Annotated in this window: 10 protein-coding genes; 4 read left to right on the forward strand and 6 right to left on the reverse strand. The window is 69.9% G+C overall.

Annotation, left to right across the window (positions count from 1 at the left end; all coding sequences use genetic code 11):
* Nucleotides 1-188: 188 nt before the first annotated feature.
* Nucleotides 189-9,755 carry a LamG-like jellyroll fold domain-containing protein gene (locus ACQP2T_RS42210; RefSeq protein ID WP_433510451.1) on the forward strand — a complete coding sequence of 3,189 codons (9,567 nt, stop codon included), beginning with the start codon at nucleotides 189-191 and terminating at the stop codon, nucleotides 9,753-9,755.
* 41 nt (nucleotides 9,756-9,796) lie between these two features.
* Entirely contained in the window at nucleotides 9,797-10,111 is a 315-nt protein-coding gene (locus tag ACQP2T_RS42215) for a hypothetical protein (RefSeq protein ID WP_433510452.1), read from the forward strand.
* Between the two features lie 7 nt (nucleotides 10,112-10,118).
* Here the strand turns inward: ACQP2T_RS42215 and ACQP2T_RS42220 are convergent, their stop codons facing one another.
* Nucleotides 10,119-10,472, reverse strand: coding sequence for a VOC family protein (locus tag ACQP2T_RS42220; RefSeq protein WP_433510453.1), 354 nt, complete (start codon nucleotides 10,470-10,472; stop codon nucleotides 10,119-10,121).
* A gap of 89 nt (nucleotides 10,473-10,561) precedes the next feature.
* Here ACQP2T_RS42220 and ACQP2T_RS42225 point away from each other — a divergent pair, with 89 nt between their 5' ends.
* Both ACQP2T_RS42225 and ACQP2T_RS42230 read left to right on the forward strand, forming a co-directional pair.
* Nucleotides 10,562-10,981, forward strand: coding sequence for a helix-turn-helix domain-containing protein (locus ACQP2T_RS42225; RefSeq protein ID WP_433510454.1), 420 nt, complete (start codon nucleotides 10,562-10,564; stop codon nucleotides 10,979-10,981).
* A 42-nt stretch (nucleotides 10,982-11,023) separates the two neighbouring features.
* Complete coding sequence (locus tag ACQP2T_RS42230) at nucleotides 11,024-12,247, forward strand: MAB_1171c family putative transporter (RefSeq protein WP_433510455.1); 1,224 nt, start codon at nucleotides 11,024-11,026, stop codon at nucleotides 12,245-12,247.
* Here ACQP2T_RS42230 and ACQP2T_RS42235 read toward each other — a convergent pair.
* The 5 genes from ACQP2T_RS42235 to ACQP2T_RS42255 are packed head-to-tail and all read right to left on the reverse strand — an operon-like array spanning nucleotide 12,180 to nucleotide 19,229.
* A complete protein-coding gene (locus tag ACQP2T_RS42235; protein ID WP_433510456.1) occupies nucleotides 12,180-12,533 on the reverse strand; it encodes a hypothetical protein in 354 nt (117 codons plus the stop codon). The two genes, ACQP2T_RS42230 and ACQP2T_RS42235, sit on opposite strands and share 68 nt — an antisense overlap.
* Nucleotides 12,534-12,545: 12 nt before the next feature.
* Entirely contained in the window at nucleotides 12,546-14,501 is a 1,956-nt protein-coding gene (locus ACQP2T_RS42240) for a TOMM precursor leader peptide-binding protein (RefSeq protein WP_433510457.1), read from the reverse strand.
* Nucleotides 14,494-16,761 (reverse strand): YcaO-like family protein, encoded by a 2,268-nt coding sequence (locus ACQP2T_RS42245; RefSeq protein WP_433510458.1) that lies wholly within the window; start codon nucleotides 16,759-16,761, stop codon nucleotides 14,494-14,496. The genes ACQP2T_RS42240 and ACQP2T_RS42245 overlap by 8 nt, the downstream gene beginning before the upstream one ends.
* A 6-nt stretch (nucleotides 16,762-16,767) precedes the next feature.
* Complete coding sequence (locus ACQP2T_RS42250; RefSeq protein WP_433510459.1) at nucleotides 16,768-18,204, reverse strand: SagB family peptide dehydrogenase; 1,437 nt, start codon at nucleotides 18,202-18,204, stop codon at nucleotides 16,768-16,770.
* Entirely contained in the window at nucleotides 18,201-19,229 is a 1,029-nt protein-coding gene (locus tag ACQP2T_RS42255; protein WP_433510460.1) for a thiopeptide maturation pyridine synthase, read from the reverse strand. The genes ACQP2T_RS42250 and ACQP2T_RS42255 overlap by 4 nt, the downstream gene beginning before the upstream one ends.

Genomic DNA, 19,229 nt, shown 5'->3' on the forward strand with positions numbered 1-19,229 from the left:
GCGAGAGTACCGGACTCGGAGTTGATCTCATACCTAACCCGGAGCATTCCGACACCCTCGAACCAGGTCATCCGTACAGATGTGGGACGGATAGCCGACTACTACGGTCGCCGCCGGAGGTCGGCATGAGGAATCGTTGGGCCACTCGTCTTTGCTCGGCACTGACAGTGACCACCCTTGTCATCAGCATGGCAGGTCAGGGAGCCCACGCGGCTGCCAAGGAGCCGACGCTGCCCGAGCAGCGTCTGGGCTCGGCGGCGAACCGCGCGCACCAGGTGGCGGCGGACGCGACCCGGGCGCAGACCGAGTTGCCGGAGAAGAAGGCCGCCAAGCTGCCCAAGGGGGTCGTGCCCCGGGAGGCCCAGCAGCCGCCCAAGCTGGTCTCCCGCCTGTCGAACAAGCCGCAGCTGGTGGGCAAGGCGACCGGCAAGCCCGGCAACGGGGAAGTGCACGGGTTCGACGCCAAGCAGAGCCGGGTGGCCCCCAAGCTGGGCGACGCGACGTCGAAGGTCTTCCAGAACCCCGATCAGACCTACACCGTGCGTACGTACTCCAGGCCAGTGAGGTATCGGACGGCCACCGGTGAGTGGGCCGACATCGACCTCAACCTGACCGGCGCGGACGGACGCTGGCGGCCAAGAGCCAACGACGTCGGGGCCGAGCTGGCCGACGACGCCGCCGACCCCAGGCTCCAGTCGCTCACCTTGGACAACGAGCACAGCCTGTCCTTCGCCCTCCAAGGGGCAAAGAGCACCAAAGCCAATATTTCGGGAAATATCGCGAAGTACGGTGAGGTGCTGCCGGGGACGAACCTCGAGGTCGAGGCCGCCTGGAACGGGATCAAGGAGTCGCTCGTCCTGACCTCGCGCCAGGCCGCGACGGGCCCCTGGGACTTCCCCTTCCAGGCCAAGGGCCTGACGCCACGGAACTCGCCGCAGGGCGTGGAGTTCGTCGACGAGCAGGGCGCGGTGCGCGTCACCGTCCCCGCCGGATTCATGCGCGACGCCAAGGGCGCCCGCTCCGACGCGGTCCACTACACCCTCGTCGGCGACGTCCTGCGGGTCAGCGCCGACCAGAAGTGGCTGCACGCCAAGGACCGCGCGTTCCCGGTGGTCATCGACCCCTCCTCCTACGTACGCACCACCAGCGGCGCCTCCTCCGACACCTACGTCGACAACCACTCCGGCGCCAACCACTCCGGCGGCGACCAGCTCCTGGTCGGCTCCCAGGACGGCACCAAGCGCAACAACGCCTACATCAACTTCAACCTCGCCGCGCAGATCCCCCACGCGTACGTGACCGGCGCCGCGCTCTTCCTCTACAACACCCTGTCGAACTCCTGCGCGGCCAACCCCGTCACGGTGAAGCAGATCACCAGCAGCTGGAACGTCGGCACGATCTCCTCCTATCCCGGCGTGAGCCTCGGCGACACCTGGGGGTCGGCCAGCTTCAGCGGCGGCGTCACCTGCGGCGGCGCGGGCTGGGCGTGGATCGGGATCAACAGCTCGGGCCTGTCGGCCCTGTCGGACTGGTCCAACGGCGCGGGCAACAACGGCCTGGCGCTGACCGCCGACAGCTTCAAGGAGTTCGCCAGCGCCAACTCGGCCAACCCGCCGTATCTCCAGGTGGACTACAGCCCCTGGCGGGCGCTGTACGCGATCGACTCCGGTGCCACGATCGACCCGCCGGTGACGGCCAACAGCTTCGGCAGGCTGCCCGTCACGGTGATCAACAACGGGATGAACTCCTGGTCCCCCGGCTCGGTGAAGCTGGGCTACAAGGTGTACACCCTCGGCGGCAGCTTCGTGGGCAGCTCCACCGCGGCCGCCACGCTGCCCGCCACCATTGGCAACAACGGCTCGGCGAAGGTGAGCGCCACGATCGACCCGCTCAATCCGGGCTCGTACCAGGTCTGCTGGGACATGGTGGCCAACGGGCAGTTCTTCTCCGACTGGGGCGTACCCGTCTGGTGCGTGAGCCTGAGCGTGGTCAACGTGCCGCCCCAGATCGACTCGATGTGGCCGGGCAGCGGGTACGTGGAGTCCACGCTGATGCCGGAGTTCACGGTCACCGGCCATGACCAGGACGAGTGGCCCGGCGGAGAGCTGAACTTCATCTTCAACATCTGCCTGGTCTCGGCCCCCAGCACGTGCCCGGCGACCGGCCTGGTCACGGGCGACTCCAACACCGGTGCGCAGACCGCGAACTGGACGGTGCCGCAGGGCAAGCTCAAATGGGGCGAGCAGTACATGTGGCAGGCCCTGGTCACCGACGGCAAGACCTCAAGCCCGGCGACCGGATGGAGCACCTTCCGCACGGTCGTGCCGCAACCCCTGGTCTCCTCGCACGTCTCCGACAGCGCCGGCACGGCCGCCGTCAAGGGCATCGACCCGCTGACCGGCCAGTACGCGGCCACCACCACGGACGCGAGCCTGACCACCGCCGGTCCCGCCCTGGCGATCACCCGCTCGTACAACAGCCTGAACTCCCGTTCGGGGCTGTTCGGCGTGGGCTGGACCACGGCCTACGACATGAAGATCGTCACCGACAGCGACCTGACGGGCAACGTCGTGGTCACCTACCCGGACGGGCGGCAGGCGCGCTTCGGCCGTAACTCCGACGGCACGTACGCGCCGCCCGAGGGCCGGTCGGTGAGCCTGGTGAAGGCCGACACGGCGTGGTTCCTGCGTGACAAGTCCGGCGGCGCGTACGTGTTCGACACGAACGGCCGGTTGACCGCGATCTACGACGACGACCAGCACGGCGAGTTCCTCACCTACAACGGAGACGGCACCCTGGCCAAGGTCGTGAACAAGGTCAGCGGCCGCGGCCTCTACTTCACCTGGACCAGCGGGCTGGTGACCTCGGTCGCCACCGATCCCGCCCAGGGCGCACCCGCGTGGACGTACGGCTACGGCTACGGCCTGCTCGCCCAGGTCTGCCCGCCGGGCACGACGACGGCTTGTACGAAGTACACCTACAAGATGCTGTCCCACCACCGGACGGCCGTCGTGGACGCCGCCCCCGCGATGTACTACCGGCTCCACCAGAGCACGACCAACGAGACCCAGATGTTCGTCGGCCAGGACGACGCGCAGGCGGTCAACCTGACCTACGGCGCGGCGGGCGCCCCGGCCGGGACGACGGACGGCTCGGCGACGTTCAACGGCACGAGCTCCTACGTGCGCATGCCGTACAACATCACCGACGACACCACCTACGCGGCCGTCGGGATGTGGTTCAAGACCACGAAGGCCGGCGTGCTGTACGGCGCGCAGATGAACACGCTGGAGGACTCCCGGGGCCCGCTCCCCTGGGGCTTCCTGCCGATGCTCTACGTCGGGACCGACGGGAAGCTGCACGGCCAGATGGCCGACGACGGCAGCTGCGGAGGGATGACATCGACCGCGGCGGTGAGCGACGGGGCCTGGCACCATGTGGTGCTGACCGCGAGCGGGACCTGGCAGGGCATGTACCTGGATGGGGCGATCGTGGGCAGCCGCTTCAACCAGGTCAAGGCGACCCACCTGCCGAACGCCAGCATCGGCGCGGGCTACGTGAACACCTCGGGCTGGTGCCCCGCCGCGCCCACGGACACGCGCGGCCACTTCACCGGCCAGATCGACGACCCCGCCTTCTACACCCATCCGCTCGGCCCCACGTCCGTCGCCGCCCAGTACGCGGCCGGGCAGTACACGGGCGCGCTGGAGACGGTCAAGCTGCCCTCGGGCAAGCTGCAGGCCACCCTCGCCTACGACACCCAGAGCGACCGCGTCGCGTCGATGACCGACGCCAACGGCGGGCAGTGGAAGGTCTACCCCGCCCAGACGCAGGCCAGCACGGAGTACTACCCGAACGCGGTCCTGAGCGCCCGGCCGCGCGAGTACTACCGCCTCGCCGAGTTCTCCGGCACCCAGGCGGCCAGCGCCGCGTACGGCGACGGGCGCGACACCGACGCGACCTACCACAACGTCACCCTGAACCAGAGCCCACCCATCGTCCTGGCCACCGGCGGCGACACGGCCGCCGGGTTCAACGGCTCCAGCTCCTACCTGGAGCTGCCCGAGGGCGAGATCAAGGGCGGCGGCGACCTGTCGGCGGAGCTGTGGTTCAAGACCGCCAAGCCCGGCGTCCTGCTCGCCTACCAGGCCCAGGCCATCACCGACCCGGCCGGGCCGCAGGCGAACTACACGCCCGCGCTGTACGTCGGGACGGACGGCAAGCTGCGCGGCCAGTTCTGGGACGGCGCCGCGGTGGCGCCGATCACCACGAGCGCGGCCGTGACCGACGCGAGCTGGCACCACGCCGTCCTGACGGCCTCCGGTGACACCCAGTGGCTCTGGCTGGACGGTGCCGTGGTCGGGACCAGGTCCAAGGGCCCGGTGTCCACGATCGCGCAGAACCATGTCTACGTCGGCGCCGGTTTCATCGCGGGCAACTGGCCCGCCAAGCCCTCGGACACGCTGGGCCACTTCAACGGCAGCATCGACGAGGTGGCGATCTACTGGAACAGCCTGCACACCGACGCGATCCAGGCGCACTACAAGGACGTCGCGACGTTCGGCATTCCCGCCACCACCGTGCTCGCCGCCGATCCGCGCGGCAAGGCGATGGTCTACAGCTACGACCCCAAGAACGGCGGCCGGCCGACCTCGCTGTACGACGCCTCGGGCGGCACCACGCGCTACGGCTACGACCTCAACGGCAACCTGGCCACGGTGAGCGACCCGGACGGGCACACCACGCAGCTGTACAACGACGACCGCGGCAACCCGGTCATGAAGGTGACCTGCCGCGGGCCGCGCTCCTGCCAGACCTCCTACTTCACCTACTACCTGGACGCCGGCGACCCGCTGAACCCCCGCAACGACAAGCTCACCGGCGCGTACGACGCCCGCGCCAGCGCCGGGAACGACGCGGCGCACCGCACCAGCTACACCTACGACATCTCGGGCGACCTGCTCAGCGTCACCACGCCTCCCGTGGCCGGAGCCACCAACGGCGGCACCACCAATTACGCCTACACCGATGGCGACGAGGCCGCCACGGACGGCGGCACCGTCCCGGACGGGCTGCTCGCCTCCACGACCACCCCCGGCGGCAAGACCACCCGCTACAGCTACCGCCAGAACGGCGACCTCGCCCAGGTGGTGGACGCCGCGGGGCTCACCACGAAGTACGACTACGACAGCGCCGGCCGCCCCATCTCCGAGACGAAGATCTCCGACACCTTCCCGAACGGCGTCAGCACCTCCATGGGCTACGACGCCCTGAACCACCTCACCGCCACCGTCGGCCCCACGACCACAGACGTGATCAACGGCGTCAAGCATCTCCCGTGGGTCATCTACACCTACGACGTCGACGGCAACGTCACCAAGGCCGAGCGGACAGACCCCACCGGCAAGGACGTCACCCGCACCACGAACTACACCTACGACTCCGCCGCCCGCGTCTCGTCCGTCAAGGACCCCGAGGGCAAGACCACCACCTACGGGTATGACGTCTACGGCAACCTCACCAGCACCGTGGACGCCACCGGCGCCGACTTCCGGCACACCTACGGACCGACCGGTCTGCCGCTGACCACAAGCCTGGCCAACTGGGTGGGCGACCCGCTGGACAACGACGCAGCCAAGGAACTGGTCCTCGAATCCCGCGCCTACGACCCGGCCGGGCGCCTGGCCACGGTCACCGACGCCATGGGCCGGACCACCCGCTACCGCTACTACGACGACAACCTGCTCGAATCGGTCTGGGCCGAGGGCTTCCGCAACGCCGACGGAACCACCCGGGACATCCCGCTGCAGCAGAACACCTACGACAGCGCGGGCAACCTGATCAAGCGGGTCACCGGCAACGGCAAGAGCACGACCGCCTACACCGTGGACGCCGCCAACCGGGTCACCGAGGCGCTGCTGGACCCCTCCGGCATCAAGCGCAAGACCACGTACGGCTACGACGCCGACGGCGGCGTGGTCTCCCTGGTCCAGGCGCAGGACAGCGGCTACACCTGGACCGCGTTCGACCTCGACGCGCTGGGCCGGCCCCTGTCCCAGAAGGTCTGGGACGGCGCCGAATGGCTCACGACGTCGTGGACCAGGGACCAGCGGGGCCTGCCGAAGACGATGACCGACCCCCGTGGCGCGGTGACCGACTACACCTACGACGAGGCGGGCCGGCTCACCACGACCAAGGCGCCGACGGTGGCCATCGAGCACTCGGGCGGCACGCCGTACAACGTCAGGCCGACGACGCGGTCCGGCTACAACAGCTTCGGCGACGTCGTGACGAGCGAGGACGCCGAGGGCTACCGGACCACGATCACCTACGACGGCATGAGCCGGCCGCGCGTCGTCACCTTGCCCCCCTACCGGCAGCTCGGCGCCGGTGCCACGGTGACGGCGAGCTCCACCACGACGTACGACGCGCTGGGCCGCGTGACGCGCGTCGAGGACGCGCTCGGCCACGGCGACACCCACACCTACGACCAGCTGGGCAACCGGGTGGCCACCACCGACTCGGCGGGCAACCAGTCGCGCTCGGGCTTCGACGTGGCCGGGGAATGGCTCTGGACACGGGACCAGGCGGGCCGGGTGACCGGGGCGACGTACGACGACCTCGGCCGCCGGATCTCCAGCACCGCCGTCGACCGCACACCGGCCGCGGCGGGATACACCACCGCCTACGAGTACGACGACGCGGGGAACCTGACCTACGTCACCACACCGTCGGGCGCGCGCACCCAGTACGGCTACAACGCGGCGGGCGAGGTCGTGGTCGACGTCAACCCGCTGACCCAGGGCCACTGGTACACCCGCGACCACGCCGGCCGGGCGACCAAGGTCGCCAACCCGGACGGCACCAGCAGCACGCTCACCTTCGACGGCGCCGGCCGGGCGACCGCGACGGCCGATTTCGACGCGGCGGGCAAGCAACTGCGGTCCACGACGATCGGCTACGACGACGCGAGCAACCCGGTCACCGTCAGCAAGCCCGGCGGCGGAGTCACCACCTACGACTACGACGCCCTGAACCGGCTGACCGGCCAGCACGAGAAGTCCACGGCGACGCACACCATCAACACGACCTTCGGCTACGACGCGGTCGGCAACCGCACCCGCTTCACCGACGGCAACGGCAACGCGACCGTGTACGGCTACAACCCGTGGAACCTCCAGACGACGATGCTCGTCCCGACGACCACGGCCTACACCACGCCGGCCGACCGCCAGACGATCACCGACTACGACGCGGCCGCCCGCCCGGTCCAGGTCACCAAGCCGGGCGGGGTCACCGTCGCCCGCACCTTCGACCCGCTGAACCAGGTCACGGCGGAGACCGGCGCGGGCGCCGAGACCGCCACGACCGCCCACAGTTTCGGCTACGACACCGTGGGCCGGCTGACCTCGGCCGGGGGCAACACCTTCGGCTACGACGATCGCGATCACCTCGTCAGCACGGCGGGGCCGTCCGGCACGGCGTCCTTCACCTATGACGCCGACGGCCGCATGAAGACCCGTACCGACAAGGCGGGCACGGCCGCCTACGACTACGACGCGGGCAGCCGCCTCACCACGGTCCGCGACCCGCTCACCGGCGGCACCTCCATCTACTCCTACGACACGATGGACCAGCTCAAGGGCGTGGACTACGGAGGCGCCAAGCGCTCCTTCGACTACGACGCGCTGCACCGGCCCACCTCCGACACGCTCAAGACCACCGCGGGCGCGTCACTGGCCGGCATCACCTACGGCTACGACGACGCCGACCGGCTCACCACCAAGACCACGACCGGTACGGCGGGCGCCGCCGCCAACACCTACGGCTACGACCTGGCGGGCCGGCTGACGTCGTGGAACTCGGCCGCCTACGAGTACGACGACGCGGGCAACCGAACCAAGGCCGGCCCGGCCGCCTCCGTCTACGACGCGCGCAACCAGCTGGTCTCCGACGGATCGGCCGGCTACGCCTACTCGGCGCGCGGCACCCTGAAGTCCAGGACGCCGAACGGCGGGAGCGCGAGCGCGGCGAGCTACGACGCGTTCGACCGGATGATCACCGACGGGGCCTCGACCTACGCCTATGACGGGCTGGACCGGCTCGCGTCCGCCGCGGGCCGCACGTTCAGCTACTCCGGCATGGGCAACACCCCGGCCGCGGCGGGTGCCGAGCTCTACGGCAGGGACCCGGCGGGCGACATCGTCTCCGTCGCGGGCCTGTACGCCTACACCGACCGGCACGGCGACCTCACCGCCACCTTCACCGGCGCGGGTGTGCTGACCGATTCGGCGGCCTACGACCCGTACGGGAAGACCGTCGCGAGCTCGGGCACCAAGCGGGACGTCGGCTACCAGGGCGGCTGGACCGACCCGGCCACCGGCAAGGTCAACATGGCCGCCCGCTGGTACGACCCCGGAACCGGGGCGTTCCCCAGCAGGGACACACTCGACGTGAACCCGATGCCGTCGATGAAGGGCAACCGCTTCGCCTACGCGGACGGCGACCCGCTCAACCAGATGGACCCGACCGGTCACTTCGGCTGCCCCGCCTTCGTGTGCGGCACCGCCAAGCAGGTGGCCAAGGTCGTCTGGAAGGACATCGCCAGGCCGGCCTGGAACGCGGCCGACTACGTCCTCACCGGTGGCGGGGAGTTCGGCGCGGCCGCGCGCAGCTCGCGGTTCTGCGGTCCGGCCTGGCTCTACTGCCTCGCGGCGGTCGGCGTCACCGCCGGCGCGGCCTACTACGGGGCGAAGTGGTGGAGGGACAACTGGTGGAAGGGCTGGCCGGACGGCAGCGGGCCGTACCTCCAGTACCCGGACGGCGGCGGCTCCCCCGGCAAGGGCAAGTCCGACGACGGACCTGGCGACGACGGGCCCGGCGACTCGCCCCACAAGGGCCCGAAGGGCACACCCAAGGCGGACCCGCCGCCGCCTCCGCCGCCCACGCCCCAGGAGCTGGCCGACATCGCCGCGAAGACGCGCGCGAACAAGCCAGGCCCGGTCGACCACGACCAGCTGCCCGGTCCGGCGGGCATCTCGCTCGCCGACGCGCTCGACAAGGGGCTCAACCACCGGGTCGACAACGCCATCGACAAGATCCTGGACAAGGTCGGCGTGGCCTTCACGCCGATCGAGGCCCAGGCGGGCGACGGGCAGCCCAACGGCGGCCTCGACCCAGCCCCGCATGTCGTCGGCCAGTGCTCAGGGGTGTTCGGCGCGGACGCGATGCAGGACTGCCGCGTCGACCCGGGCCCCGGCGTCCCGCCGGACCCGGCGGTGCAGCTGGCCCCCTGCCGTGGCGTGACGGGCGCCGGCGCCGCCTGCTCCTCCTCCGAGGAGACCGCGGCGGACCTGGGGAGTGCGGGCGCCGGCTTCGGCGACAACTTCCTGACGCTGGCCCGCCGCCCCGGCGATCGGCCGAAGTGGAGCGAGAGGCTCCCGATGAACATGGACACGGTCCGGCGGGTGGCCCAGGACTGGGACATCCGGATCGACGACCTGACCATCAGGATCGACAAGGTGAAGGACGGGCAGGCCGGCGTGACCTTCCCCAACCAGATGGTCCTGCTGCGGCGAGCCGCTTTCCGCAGCGAGGAACTGCTGGCCCGCACCCTCGCCCACGAGCGGTTCCACGTGGAGGACATACGCGGGGGCGGCGTCTTCCCGAAGACCATGAAAGAGGCGGAACCATGGGAAGACCGGGCCTATGCCTTCGAGGACGACTGGTGGGACAACCATCCACGTAACCAGTGAGGGACCATGGGCGAAACGGCTCAAGCACCGAGGTGACCCCAGTGTCGAACACTCATGACGAGGCGCTCCGATGGGAGAGCTGGCTGCACGCTTATGAGCAGGCACGGGACGAGCTGCCCGGACCGATCACCAGGCGTTGCCCGAACTGCGGACGGGCCTGCCTCCGCCTGGTGTATCGGCTCCGGATCCCCCACCTGCTCATCGGTGACGCCCACTTCTGGTGCGACCACTGCCTGCGGGGGCCGTACCTCGGCCGCGTGGAGATCCCCGAAGCCGCCGCGGCGGCTTCGGGGGAGCAGGAGTATCAGCGGGTGAGACCCACGATCCCGAACTACGAGCTCATTCCCCCCGCGTGAGGCGCTGTCAGCTGGGCTGCCACAGCTCGATCCGATTGCCCTCAGGATCGGTGACCCAGCCGAACCGGCCGACACCCTCCATGTCCTGAGTCTCCTTGGCCACGTCCGCGCCCTTGTCACGCAGTTGCGCGAGCATCGCGTCCAGGTCGCGGACCCGGAAGTTGAGCATCGCCTGCTGGGCGCGGGAGCCGAAGTATTCGGTCTCGGACTCGAAAGTCGCGAACACCGTCTCCCCGGCCTGCTGACGCCACAGGCCGTTCTCATCGGCGTCCAGGCCCAGGCAGTCGCGATACCACGCGCCCAGGGCCACCGGGTCGGCAGCGCGCAGGAAGTATCCGCCGATTCCAAGCACACGTTCCATGCCGTTATCTTGCCAGGACCCGCCCGTCAACCTCTGTGTAGGATGACGGCAAAATCGCTAAACTCTGGCTGTTAAGGATCGGCACTCCGATGAGCGTTGATGAGACTCCCCGGACGCTGGCCGACAAGCTGAACCGGCTGTTCCAGACGGTTCGCCGCCAAGGTGACGCCGAATACAGCAACGTCGCGGTCGCGGAGGCCATCAGCAAGGACCAGGACGTACAGATCTCGCACACCTACATCTGGCAGTTGCGCACGGGCCGGCGGGTCAATCCCACGATCATGCACCTGACGGCGCTGGCCGCGTTCTTCGGGGTGCCGGTCGCCTACTTCCTGGACGACGCGGAGACCGCCAAGATCGACAAGGATCTGGAGCTGCTGGCCGGCATGCGGAAGGCGGGTGTCACGCACATCGCCCTGCGCAGCGCCGAGCTGACCCAGGGCAGCCGCGCCGCCATCACCGAAATGGTCAATCAGCTCTGGAAGCTGGAGAATCCCTCCGATGAATGATCTCTTGGCGGCCGATCTTCGGCGTCTCGTGGCGCGCCCATCTTGATCGGCCTGGCCGTCGCCGGCTGGATCGCGGTGGGCATCAAGCTGTTCCACCTCCGCGCCCAACCTGACTGCCGGTCGACGCGCTGGCTGTGTGCCGCGCTGCTGGCGCTCTCGGTGTCGATCTGCTTGCAGGACCAGACCGTCCACGAGGTGATCGACGACCACACGGCGCTCAACACCGCGGGCACCCTCTCCAACTGCCTGACCTTGATCGCCGCGACCTCCGGGCAGTGCGCGTTTCTCCACATGGTCTACCCGGCGGAGCAGGCCATGCTTAGCGCCCGGCTACGCCTACGGCTGCTGACCGGCGTCCTGGCACTGATCGGCGTTCTGCACGCGACGACACCGTCCAACTACGCGGCGGCCCTGGCCAGTCAGCGGCTGGCCGAGCAGATCCCGGTGATCTCGGCCGGCGCCTACGTCTATGTCGCCTATCTGGCGTTGACCGTCACCGAGATCGCGCGCGCCACGCACTACCGCGCGAGCGCCGCGAGAGGCTTCTCCCTCCGCAACGGCCTGCGGCTGCTGCTGCTCGGCCTCGCCTGCACCATCGCCTACGCCGGGCTGCGGTTCGCCGCCATGTCCGCCCACCTTCTCGGATGGCACGTGCCGTGGCTGAACGGCAACCTGATCGGGGATGTGTTCCGCCTGGCGATCCTGTTCGTCGTGGCCGGCATTCTGCTGCCCGTCACGGGCCCGCGACTGGGCCTGGACCATCTCGCCCGGTGGTGGTCGCTCGACCGCTCCTATCGCAAGCTCTTCCCGCTCTGGAAATCGCTGTACGACGAATTCCCGGCCATCGCCCTCGATCCACCGAGGACCCGGCACGTCGATTTCCGGGAACCGGAGCAGGCCCTGTACCGGCGGATCGTGGAAATCTGGGACGGCCGCCTGCTGCTCCTCCCCTATTTCGACCCACGCGTCGCCGAAACGCGAGGCGCGCGGGCCACGGGCCTGTCCGATGACGCGCGCACAATCGCCGTCGAGGCCGCGCTGATCACCTCCGCCCTGCGCCGCAGCAGGCTCGGCGAGCGGCCGGACCCGCGCGGACCGGCGATCCCCGACAACAGCCCGGCCGACCCCGATACCGAACTCGACTGGCTGATCCGGTTGGCGGCGGCAGTCAGGGCCGACGAACGGCAGGCGAACCCGCTCATCCTGCGTGCAGGTGGTCTCCTTCCAGCGCGGCGCCGAGCCCTGCGAGACTCTCGTACACACTGATGCCCTCCGCGATGGCTTCGAGCTGGAAGACGCTCACCGACGTGGGCGGGTAGCCGATGAGCTCGATGACGCGGCTCACCCGGGCGGGCCCGTCCATGGCCTCGGCGGAGTCCCAGAGGTAGACCGCCCCCCAGGTCTGGCGGGCGGGATTGGAGAACCACGCCTTCAGCCGCATCCCCTCCAACGTGGCGTAGGCGTCGACGGCGTAGTCCCGCAGGTAGTCGCGCAGGCTCTCCACGGTCTCCGTGGACCTGCTGAGATCCCAGGCGACGATCGATACGAACATGGGCCGGCCCTTCTAAGGGAAAGCGTGCGGGTACGGGTTGACGTCCTGCGGCTCCAGAGGCCGATCCCGGTAGCCGAGCCGGTACGGCACCTCGTACAACCTCGGCAGCCCGTCGACCCGCCGGTAGTCGTGGCCGAAGGTGACCGGCAGGGTGCCGGGAATGACGACCTTCACGCAGGCCAGGTCGGACACCTCGTGCTCGGGGGTCGTCTGATCCACCACGATGACGTCGGCACCGGTGACGAGGTAGCGGTCGACCAGCTCGATCAGGTCGTCCCGGAGATCGGCGTTGCGGAGTTCCGCCGGCGACGGAAGGTCGTCGATGTGCCGCCGCCGTGGCGTCTCGGTGAGGAAGCGCAGCCGGTCGTACGTCCGGTGGTCGCCGTACAACAGGCGATGGTCCTCCATCTCCTTCACCAGCGACGAGTCATCCACCATCCGGGCGGCCTCGTCCATGTGGTCGGGATAGCGCTTGATGAGATCGGCGAGGAGCGGGCCGAGCTCGTTGAGCGCGTTCTCGATCGCGCGTTCCGGAACGGGGTGGGCGCCCGCCGAGCAGGCGGCCTTCGGGCGTTTCTCGTCGTCGCCGAGATCGACGGCCATCGCCCAGACGCAAGGGATGCCCTGTTCGAGGGTGGTGTCGAAGAGCATCACCTGGTAGCCGCTCTCGGCCTCGATGGCTTCGATGATCAGCGGGATCATCGAGTCGCGGGCGGAGGTCACGTCGATCCGCGGGACCGGCATGCGCGCGTACCACGTCATCATGAAGGCGTCGCGCTCGGCCACTTCGAGGATCCCGTGGAAGACGGCCTCCTCCAGGCTGCCGCCCAGGGCGCAGCCGTTGGAGACCTCCTGGACGAACGGTGGGCGTTCGGCGTCGTGGTGGCGGGCCCGGTAATAGGCGTAGGTCTCGGGGACCAGCACGGGAGCGCCGCGGGCGAAGGAGTACCCCCAGACCCAGCGGCACACCTGCGCCTCGTCGAACGGACGGTACGGGAAACCGGGGATCCGATGCCGCTCCGCCGGATAGAGGCCGAGCGTCCGGGGGTCGATCGCGTCATGTCGGACCTCGGCGTAACTGGCCGACACCGTGGTGCGCTTTCCCCCTGGTTCCATGCCGCCGTGCCGTTCCAGCGTCTCCAGCATGGCGGTGACCTGGCTGCCCTGGTAGTTACGGGTACGTCCGAAGCCGTACTCGGTGGAGCCCTGGCGCAGGCCCATGGGCGCCGCGGCGACCACGATGCCGCCTTCGGTGCTCTTGAGCACGGATCGGATGAGACCGCTCTCGCCGTCGACGTACCTGGCCTTGAGCGTGTCCACCTCGCCGGTCATCGAGCGAAGCCGGTAGACGTCCGGGGCCGGTTTGGGACGGGACCGGAGGGAGATGTCCGCCCGCGAACGGTCGTCGGGCGGCAGCGTCCCGCAGGTGCCGCAGAGCGGGTCGGGCAGGAACGGGTGCGGCTCGACGGCCAGCGTCTCCAGATCCAGGTAGACGAAGGCGGACCTCGTGCGCGCGGTGACCACGGCTTCCCGGTTGACGAGCCGTGCGACCTCCTCGGTGACCAAGGTGGCGGCGAGATCGGCCGCGAGTCCGGTGAGCCAGGCCGACGGCAACACGGACAGGGTGGCCCCCTGCTCCCGCCACACTGTCTCGTGCCCGTCCGGCTGGAGATGGGCCAGTCGCCGCCGGAACTCACCGCAGTCCACGCAGCCGGGAAGCCCGTCCTCCTCCAGGGGGCCGAGGACGACTCGCCCTAATTCAGCACGTACCGGCAACCAGGGCACGCCCGCCTCTGCGGCGGCGGCTCTGACCTCGGCGTAGCCGGACAGGTCCCAGCGGTCGCGAGCCACGACGGCCGCGACCGCACCGGACGTCAGGAACGGCGAGACGGAGGAGCCGCCGCCTGACAGCGCCGCGACAATGCTCTCCCTCAGCAGCCCTTCACCGAGGACGGCGATCTCATGCATGGGTCAGCACCACGCGGACGGTGTACGGCATGATCGAATGAACCTCACGGTCGTGGTCGAGGGGCACCGCCACCGGCGAGAGACCGCGTCTGACCAGCGCGGACACCAGACTCGCCGAGTCGGTACGGGAGGCGTCGGGCAGACGGCGGATCGCCGAACCGCGCAGCTCGGGCGGTATGCCCGGCGGTGCGGGTGGTGCGTAGGCGGGCTGGGCGTTCTGCCGCGCCTGGTAGTGGAGGAGGGCCTGTTCGAGCGCGCCGGTCACGGCTTCGGCCGCCGACGACCCACCGGCGTATCCGACAGGCGTGTCACCCAGGTAACTCACGGCGGCCGGAATCTCCGCCGGCCCGGTGAGGTCGTAGCAGGTGACCACCTCGCCCGTGGCCTGGATCATGGACCTGTACCGTTCGCCTCGCGGTGGAAGCCACCCGCTGTCCAGGTCGAACCGGGGCAACGGCGTCGTCCGGTGCTCCAGGTCGGCGAGCGCCAGCCGTCCCGCCTGCTCGGCCAGCGCGACGTCGACGGCCTCCTGCCAGCTGTATCCCGCGGCGATGCCCGCAGTGGTTCGTGCGGCGATGCCCGCAGCGGCTCCCGCAGTGATTCCAGCAGTGGCTCCCGCAGTCTGGGCCGGCGCCCGGCCGTCGGCCAGGCTCGTACCGGACAGCACGGGGAAGGCGACGTCGGCGGCGACGGCTAGCCTTCCGCCGTCGGCGAGCCGGTGGCCGAGGACGAACCCGCTGATCCTGCCGGCTCGCAGGCCCGCGAGCAGGACATCGGGGTCGGACTCCGGCACGGCCAGCGGCGTGCGGCCGTCCGCCGAGAGCAGTCGGCGCGGATCCACCATCAGCGAGGCGTAGACGGCGAACGCCTTCAGGGCGGCCTGGTGGCGCGCGGACTCGAAGTCGAGGCCCGTGCCGACGACCCTTGAGACGGCACCACCGAGCAGCCCGACCGGGTCGGGCACCTCCACCTCGCTGACGTGCAGGGGAATCTGCGCATAATCGCGTTCGGTCGGCTCCCCGAACACACCAAGGAGATCGTCGGCGCACACCACCGCCCGCCGAGAGAACCCCTCCCGACCGAGAACCGCACCGTCGCGGGCCGGGTCAGCAGATCCGGGGAGCGCGAGTTCAGGGAGCGCGGATCCGGGAAGCACCGATCCGGGGAGCGCGGCTTCGGGGAGCGCGGCTTCGGGGAGCGCAGGTTCGGCCGACCGGGCGTAAGGGTGCGGGACGAAGGCATGTGACGTCCGGCGCAGCGTGGCAAGGTCGATCCTGGTCAGCCGGGCACGGCGGTCGTCCAGCAACCCGGTGGCGGTCCGAAAGGCCATTTGGACCAAGGCGGCGGCGATGGCGACGGCCCGCGTCTCCGCGACGACCCCGGCAGGGGCGAGCGTCTCGACGGCAACCTCCGTCTCGGCGACGACCCCGGCAGCAGCGTGCCTCGCGGCGGCGATGGGCGGGCGTGGCGCGGGCCGGGCCGCCACCCGGCGGCGGTCCGCCGTCCAGCTCGTCACCCGGCGCAGGCCCGCCGTCCAACTCGCCGCCGATCGCGTGCCGAGGTCCTCTGGGCCGAGCCAGACCTCGCCGTCCAGCATGACCACCTGCGCCAGCGGGATCCCCCGCTCCACGCAGAGCCGGTCGAGCAGCCGTTCATGCGCCGCGCCGCCGGAGACGTGCAGGACGAGGTCCGCGCTGTCGAGCAGGGGCGCCAACCCCTCCTCGTTGAAGTCGGCGAGGAAGTGCCGCTCGACCTTCTGGTCAGGGGTACGCCGCCCGCGCTCGACCCATTCGACGCCCAAGTGCTCCAGGCTCGCCATCTTCACCAGGCGCGACCCCGTCCGTACAGCGGCACGCGCCACCCACGGCACCATGTCCCCCGCTCCCAGAACGAGCACCACTTTATCCCGATATGCCCGAAATATGCTTATAGGCGAGTCTCGGAAATGCCCGATGAAAGCCACCTCATGGCGATATTCCGGATATTCCAGGGCGGCCTCCGGGTCCGCAGTGCCGACGTCTCTCACGACGCCCCGCTCCACCAAGGCCGTGAGCAGGCTCTCCACGGCGGCCCGTCGCTCGGGCGGCAACTCCTCCGTCAGCTCGGCCAGCGTGTGCCGCCCGTCGAGATAGGGCTTCAGCAGGTCGAGCAGCGGGCCGACAGATCGGCCTTTCAGATGGCTGGATCCCCGATACGTGAGCAGGTACATCCCCGCCGAATCCGGGGCATAGAACGCATCCGGGCGTAGCAGTAGGCCCACGTTCGTTTACTCCTGTTCCTCGTCGGCGGCCGGTTCCTCGTCGGCCGCCAGGCTCGGCCGGCTCCCGAGCATGAACTCGCCCACGCTGGCCTCGACCACCGGATCGGCTCCCGTGGCCCCGTTGAAGGCCGGCGCGTCACCTCCGCCAAGACCGGAGGCGGCCAGCCCCATCGCGGTCGCGACCAGGTACATGGTCTGGAAAAGCACCCCGACATGCTTGAGAATCAGGGCGTACGGCATCTCCTCGTACGTCCACATCACCCGCCCGAACCTGGCCGACACCACGATCAGGACCTGGGGCCACGTAGTGGTGGCCGCCGCCCGGCTCGCGGTCGCGAGCAGCCGCCCGACCGCCGGGCCGGGGTCAGAGACGAGGCGCAATCGGTGCTCGTGCCCGTCGTAGTGGTACATGCCGGGCGCCAGGCCTGCGACATTCCGGACGACCGGGTACAACTCCAGCTCGTCGACCCCGCCACCGGCGGGACGGGGCGTGTCGACGTACTCCACGCCCTCCCACATGTTGACCTGGCGTACCCGGGCACATCGGTAGAGCAGCTCCGCGAGCTGATCGACCGTGATCGGGTGCTCGTCGTCGTGCTCGCGGATCGAGCGCCGCTCCTCGATGGCGTCGGTCAGCCCGAGGTCGCGCACGCGGATCTCGTCCAGGTCCGGCACCCGCAGGTCGATCGCGGGTCCCGGATAGGGTTCCCGGCGCGCGGGGAGCGGCGGGAACTGTCCTTGTCCCCATTTCGTCCGGCCGAATCCGGCGTCGAAGTAGCCGCCGTTCCCGTTGCGGCTGCGCGAGTGGAACCACAGGTCGTGCGGTCGCCACTGGCGTAGGCGCCACTCCGACTCCGCGTCGCTCCCGGCGGGGATCGCGATGCCGGTCCAGCGCAGGTCCCGCAGCAGCCTGGCGATCAGCTCTTCGGGCAGCGGGCCCTTCAACGTGGCAGTCGAGAGCGGCCGCGCCATCTCCGTGAGCATGGCCGCGACCTCCGGGTCATGGATCAGCACCTGTGCCCACGAGGTCGGCGCCTCGGCGAGGATGTCGTCCCCTTCACGCCGGAACACCGCGAAGCCGGACAGCCGCACCTCGTGGTCGATGTCCTGGTCCTCGTCGGGGTCGGGCGCTCGGACGGGCTGCACGGTGTATAACGGCCTGCCGAGGTGGCTCAGCGTGGTCGTCACCCATCCCCCGCTCCGCAGGGCCCCGAGGAAGTCCGGGTCGGACGCGCTGATCGCCGTCAGCTCCGACGGCGGGCACGGCCCCTCGGCCAGGCGACGCAGTACGGCCCGACCGCCCGCGCCCACCGGCCCGAACGACGCCACCCTCCGCCACAGATCATGACGGAACAGGTGCAGCTCGCCGTTCGCGCCCGTCGCGCTGTAGACCCCCGGCCGCAGCCGCAGATGTTCCTCGTACGCCGGAGCCTCGCCGCTCATGATCCACTTCCTTCCAGGTACGCCTCCACGGTGTTGGCGAGCAGATGACACAGGAGAAAGCGCTCGACCGGCACGAGGCCGAGCCGGGTCATGTGCAGGTAAGCGAGGTTGAGCATCAGCCGATACAGAAGGAACTCGGGTGCGTCCCGGATCTCGGCCCACACCGGATCGGCGTAACCCGCCCGATGAAAGGGACTCGACTCGGCCAGCTTCGACTCCTGCTCGGCGCTGACGGTCGGCACAAGGAACGCGCCCTGTTCGAGGAGCCGCGCCCCCCGCCGTCGATACGGGATGAGCGCGGTCTCCCAGTCCGCCAGCAGCGCGGCGTCCACGTCGTCGCCGCCGAGCACCGCCCGCAGCTGGGCGAGGAGGGTCAGGTGGTGTTCGCGGTAGTAGCCGTCCCACATCGGCCTCATCCCGCGCGCTTCAGGAAAGGTCGACAGGAACGCCTCGGCGTGGGACCTGAAGGTGAAGTATCCCTGGGAGATGTCGGTGCCCGACAGGCGGTGCGCCGTCGCCACCATCAGCTTGAACGCCAGCTGCCGCCGTCGCGCGCCGCCCCCGGCCTCGGTCATCGCGAAGGCGAGGTCGGTGGTGTCGGCGTAGAAGTCCGCCACGAGGTCGGCCATGTGCGGCCCGCCCAGCACCTCTGTCCGGTCGTCGTACTCGGCGACGCGGAGGGTGTTGTCGGGGAACCACGGCGTCAGAGGGCCGGAGTCCCGTTCCAGCTCGGCCAGCCGCTGATGCGCGGAGAGCTCCTGCTGGGGGTCGAGCGGCAGCGATGAAGGGTGCTCGGCCAGGCAGTCGCCGATGATCTTTTCCGCGGCGGGCCGCACCACGTGCGTGAAGGTGTCGTGGTCGGTGCGGAAATTGAGCCGCAGATGCGGTCCCTGCCGCCAGTGCCGGGTGTAGGAGAGCCCCGCCACCTGCCCGGCCAGCTCGCGGAAGAGCGGGCGCACTCCGTGCAGGATCAGCGGGTCCTTGTCGTGGTCGTAGTAGCGGACGTGAATGCTGTTCCAGCGCAC

It is taken from the genome of Nonomuraea sp. CA-143628 (assembly GCF_050942315.1).
Classification (GTDB): domain Bacteria; phylum Actinomycetota; class Actinomycetes; order Streptosporangiales; family Streptosporangiaceae; genus Nonomuraea.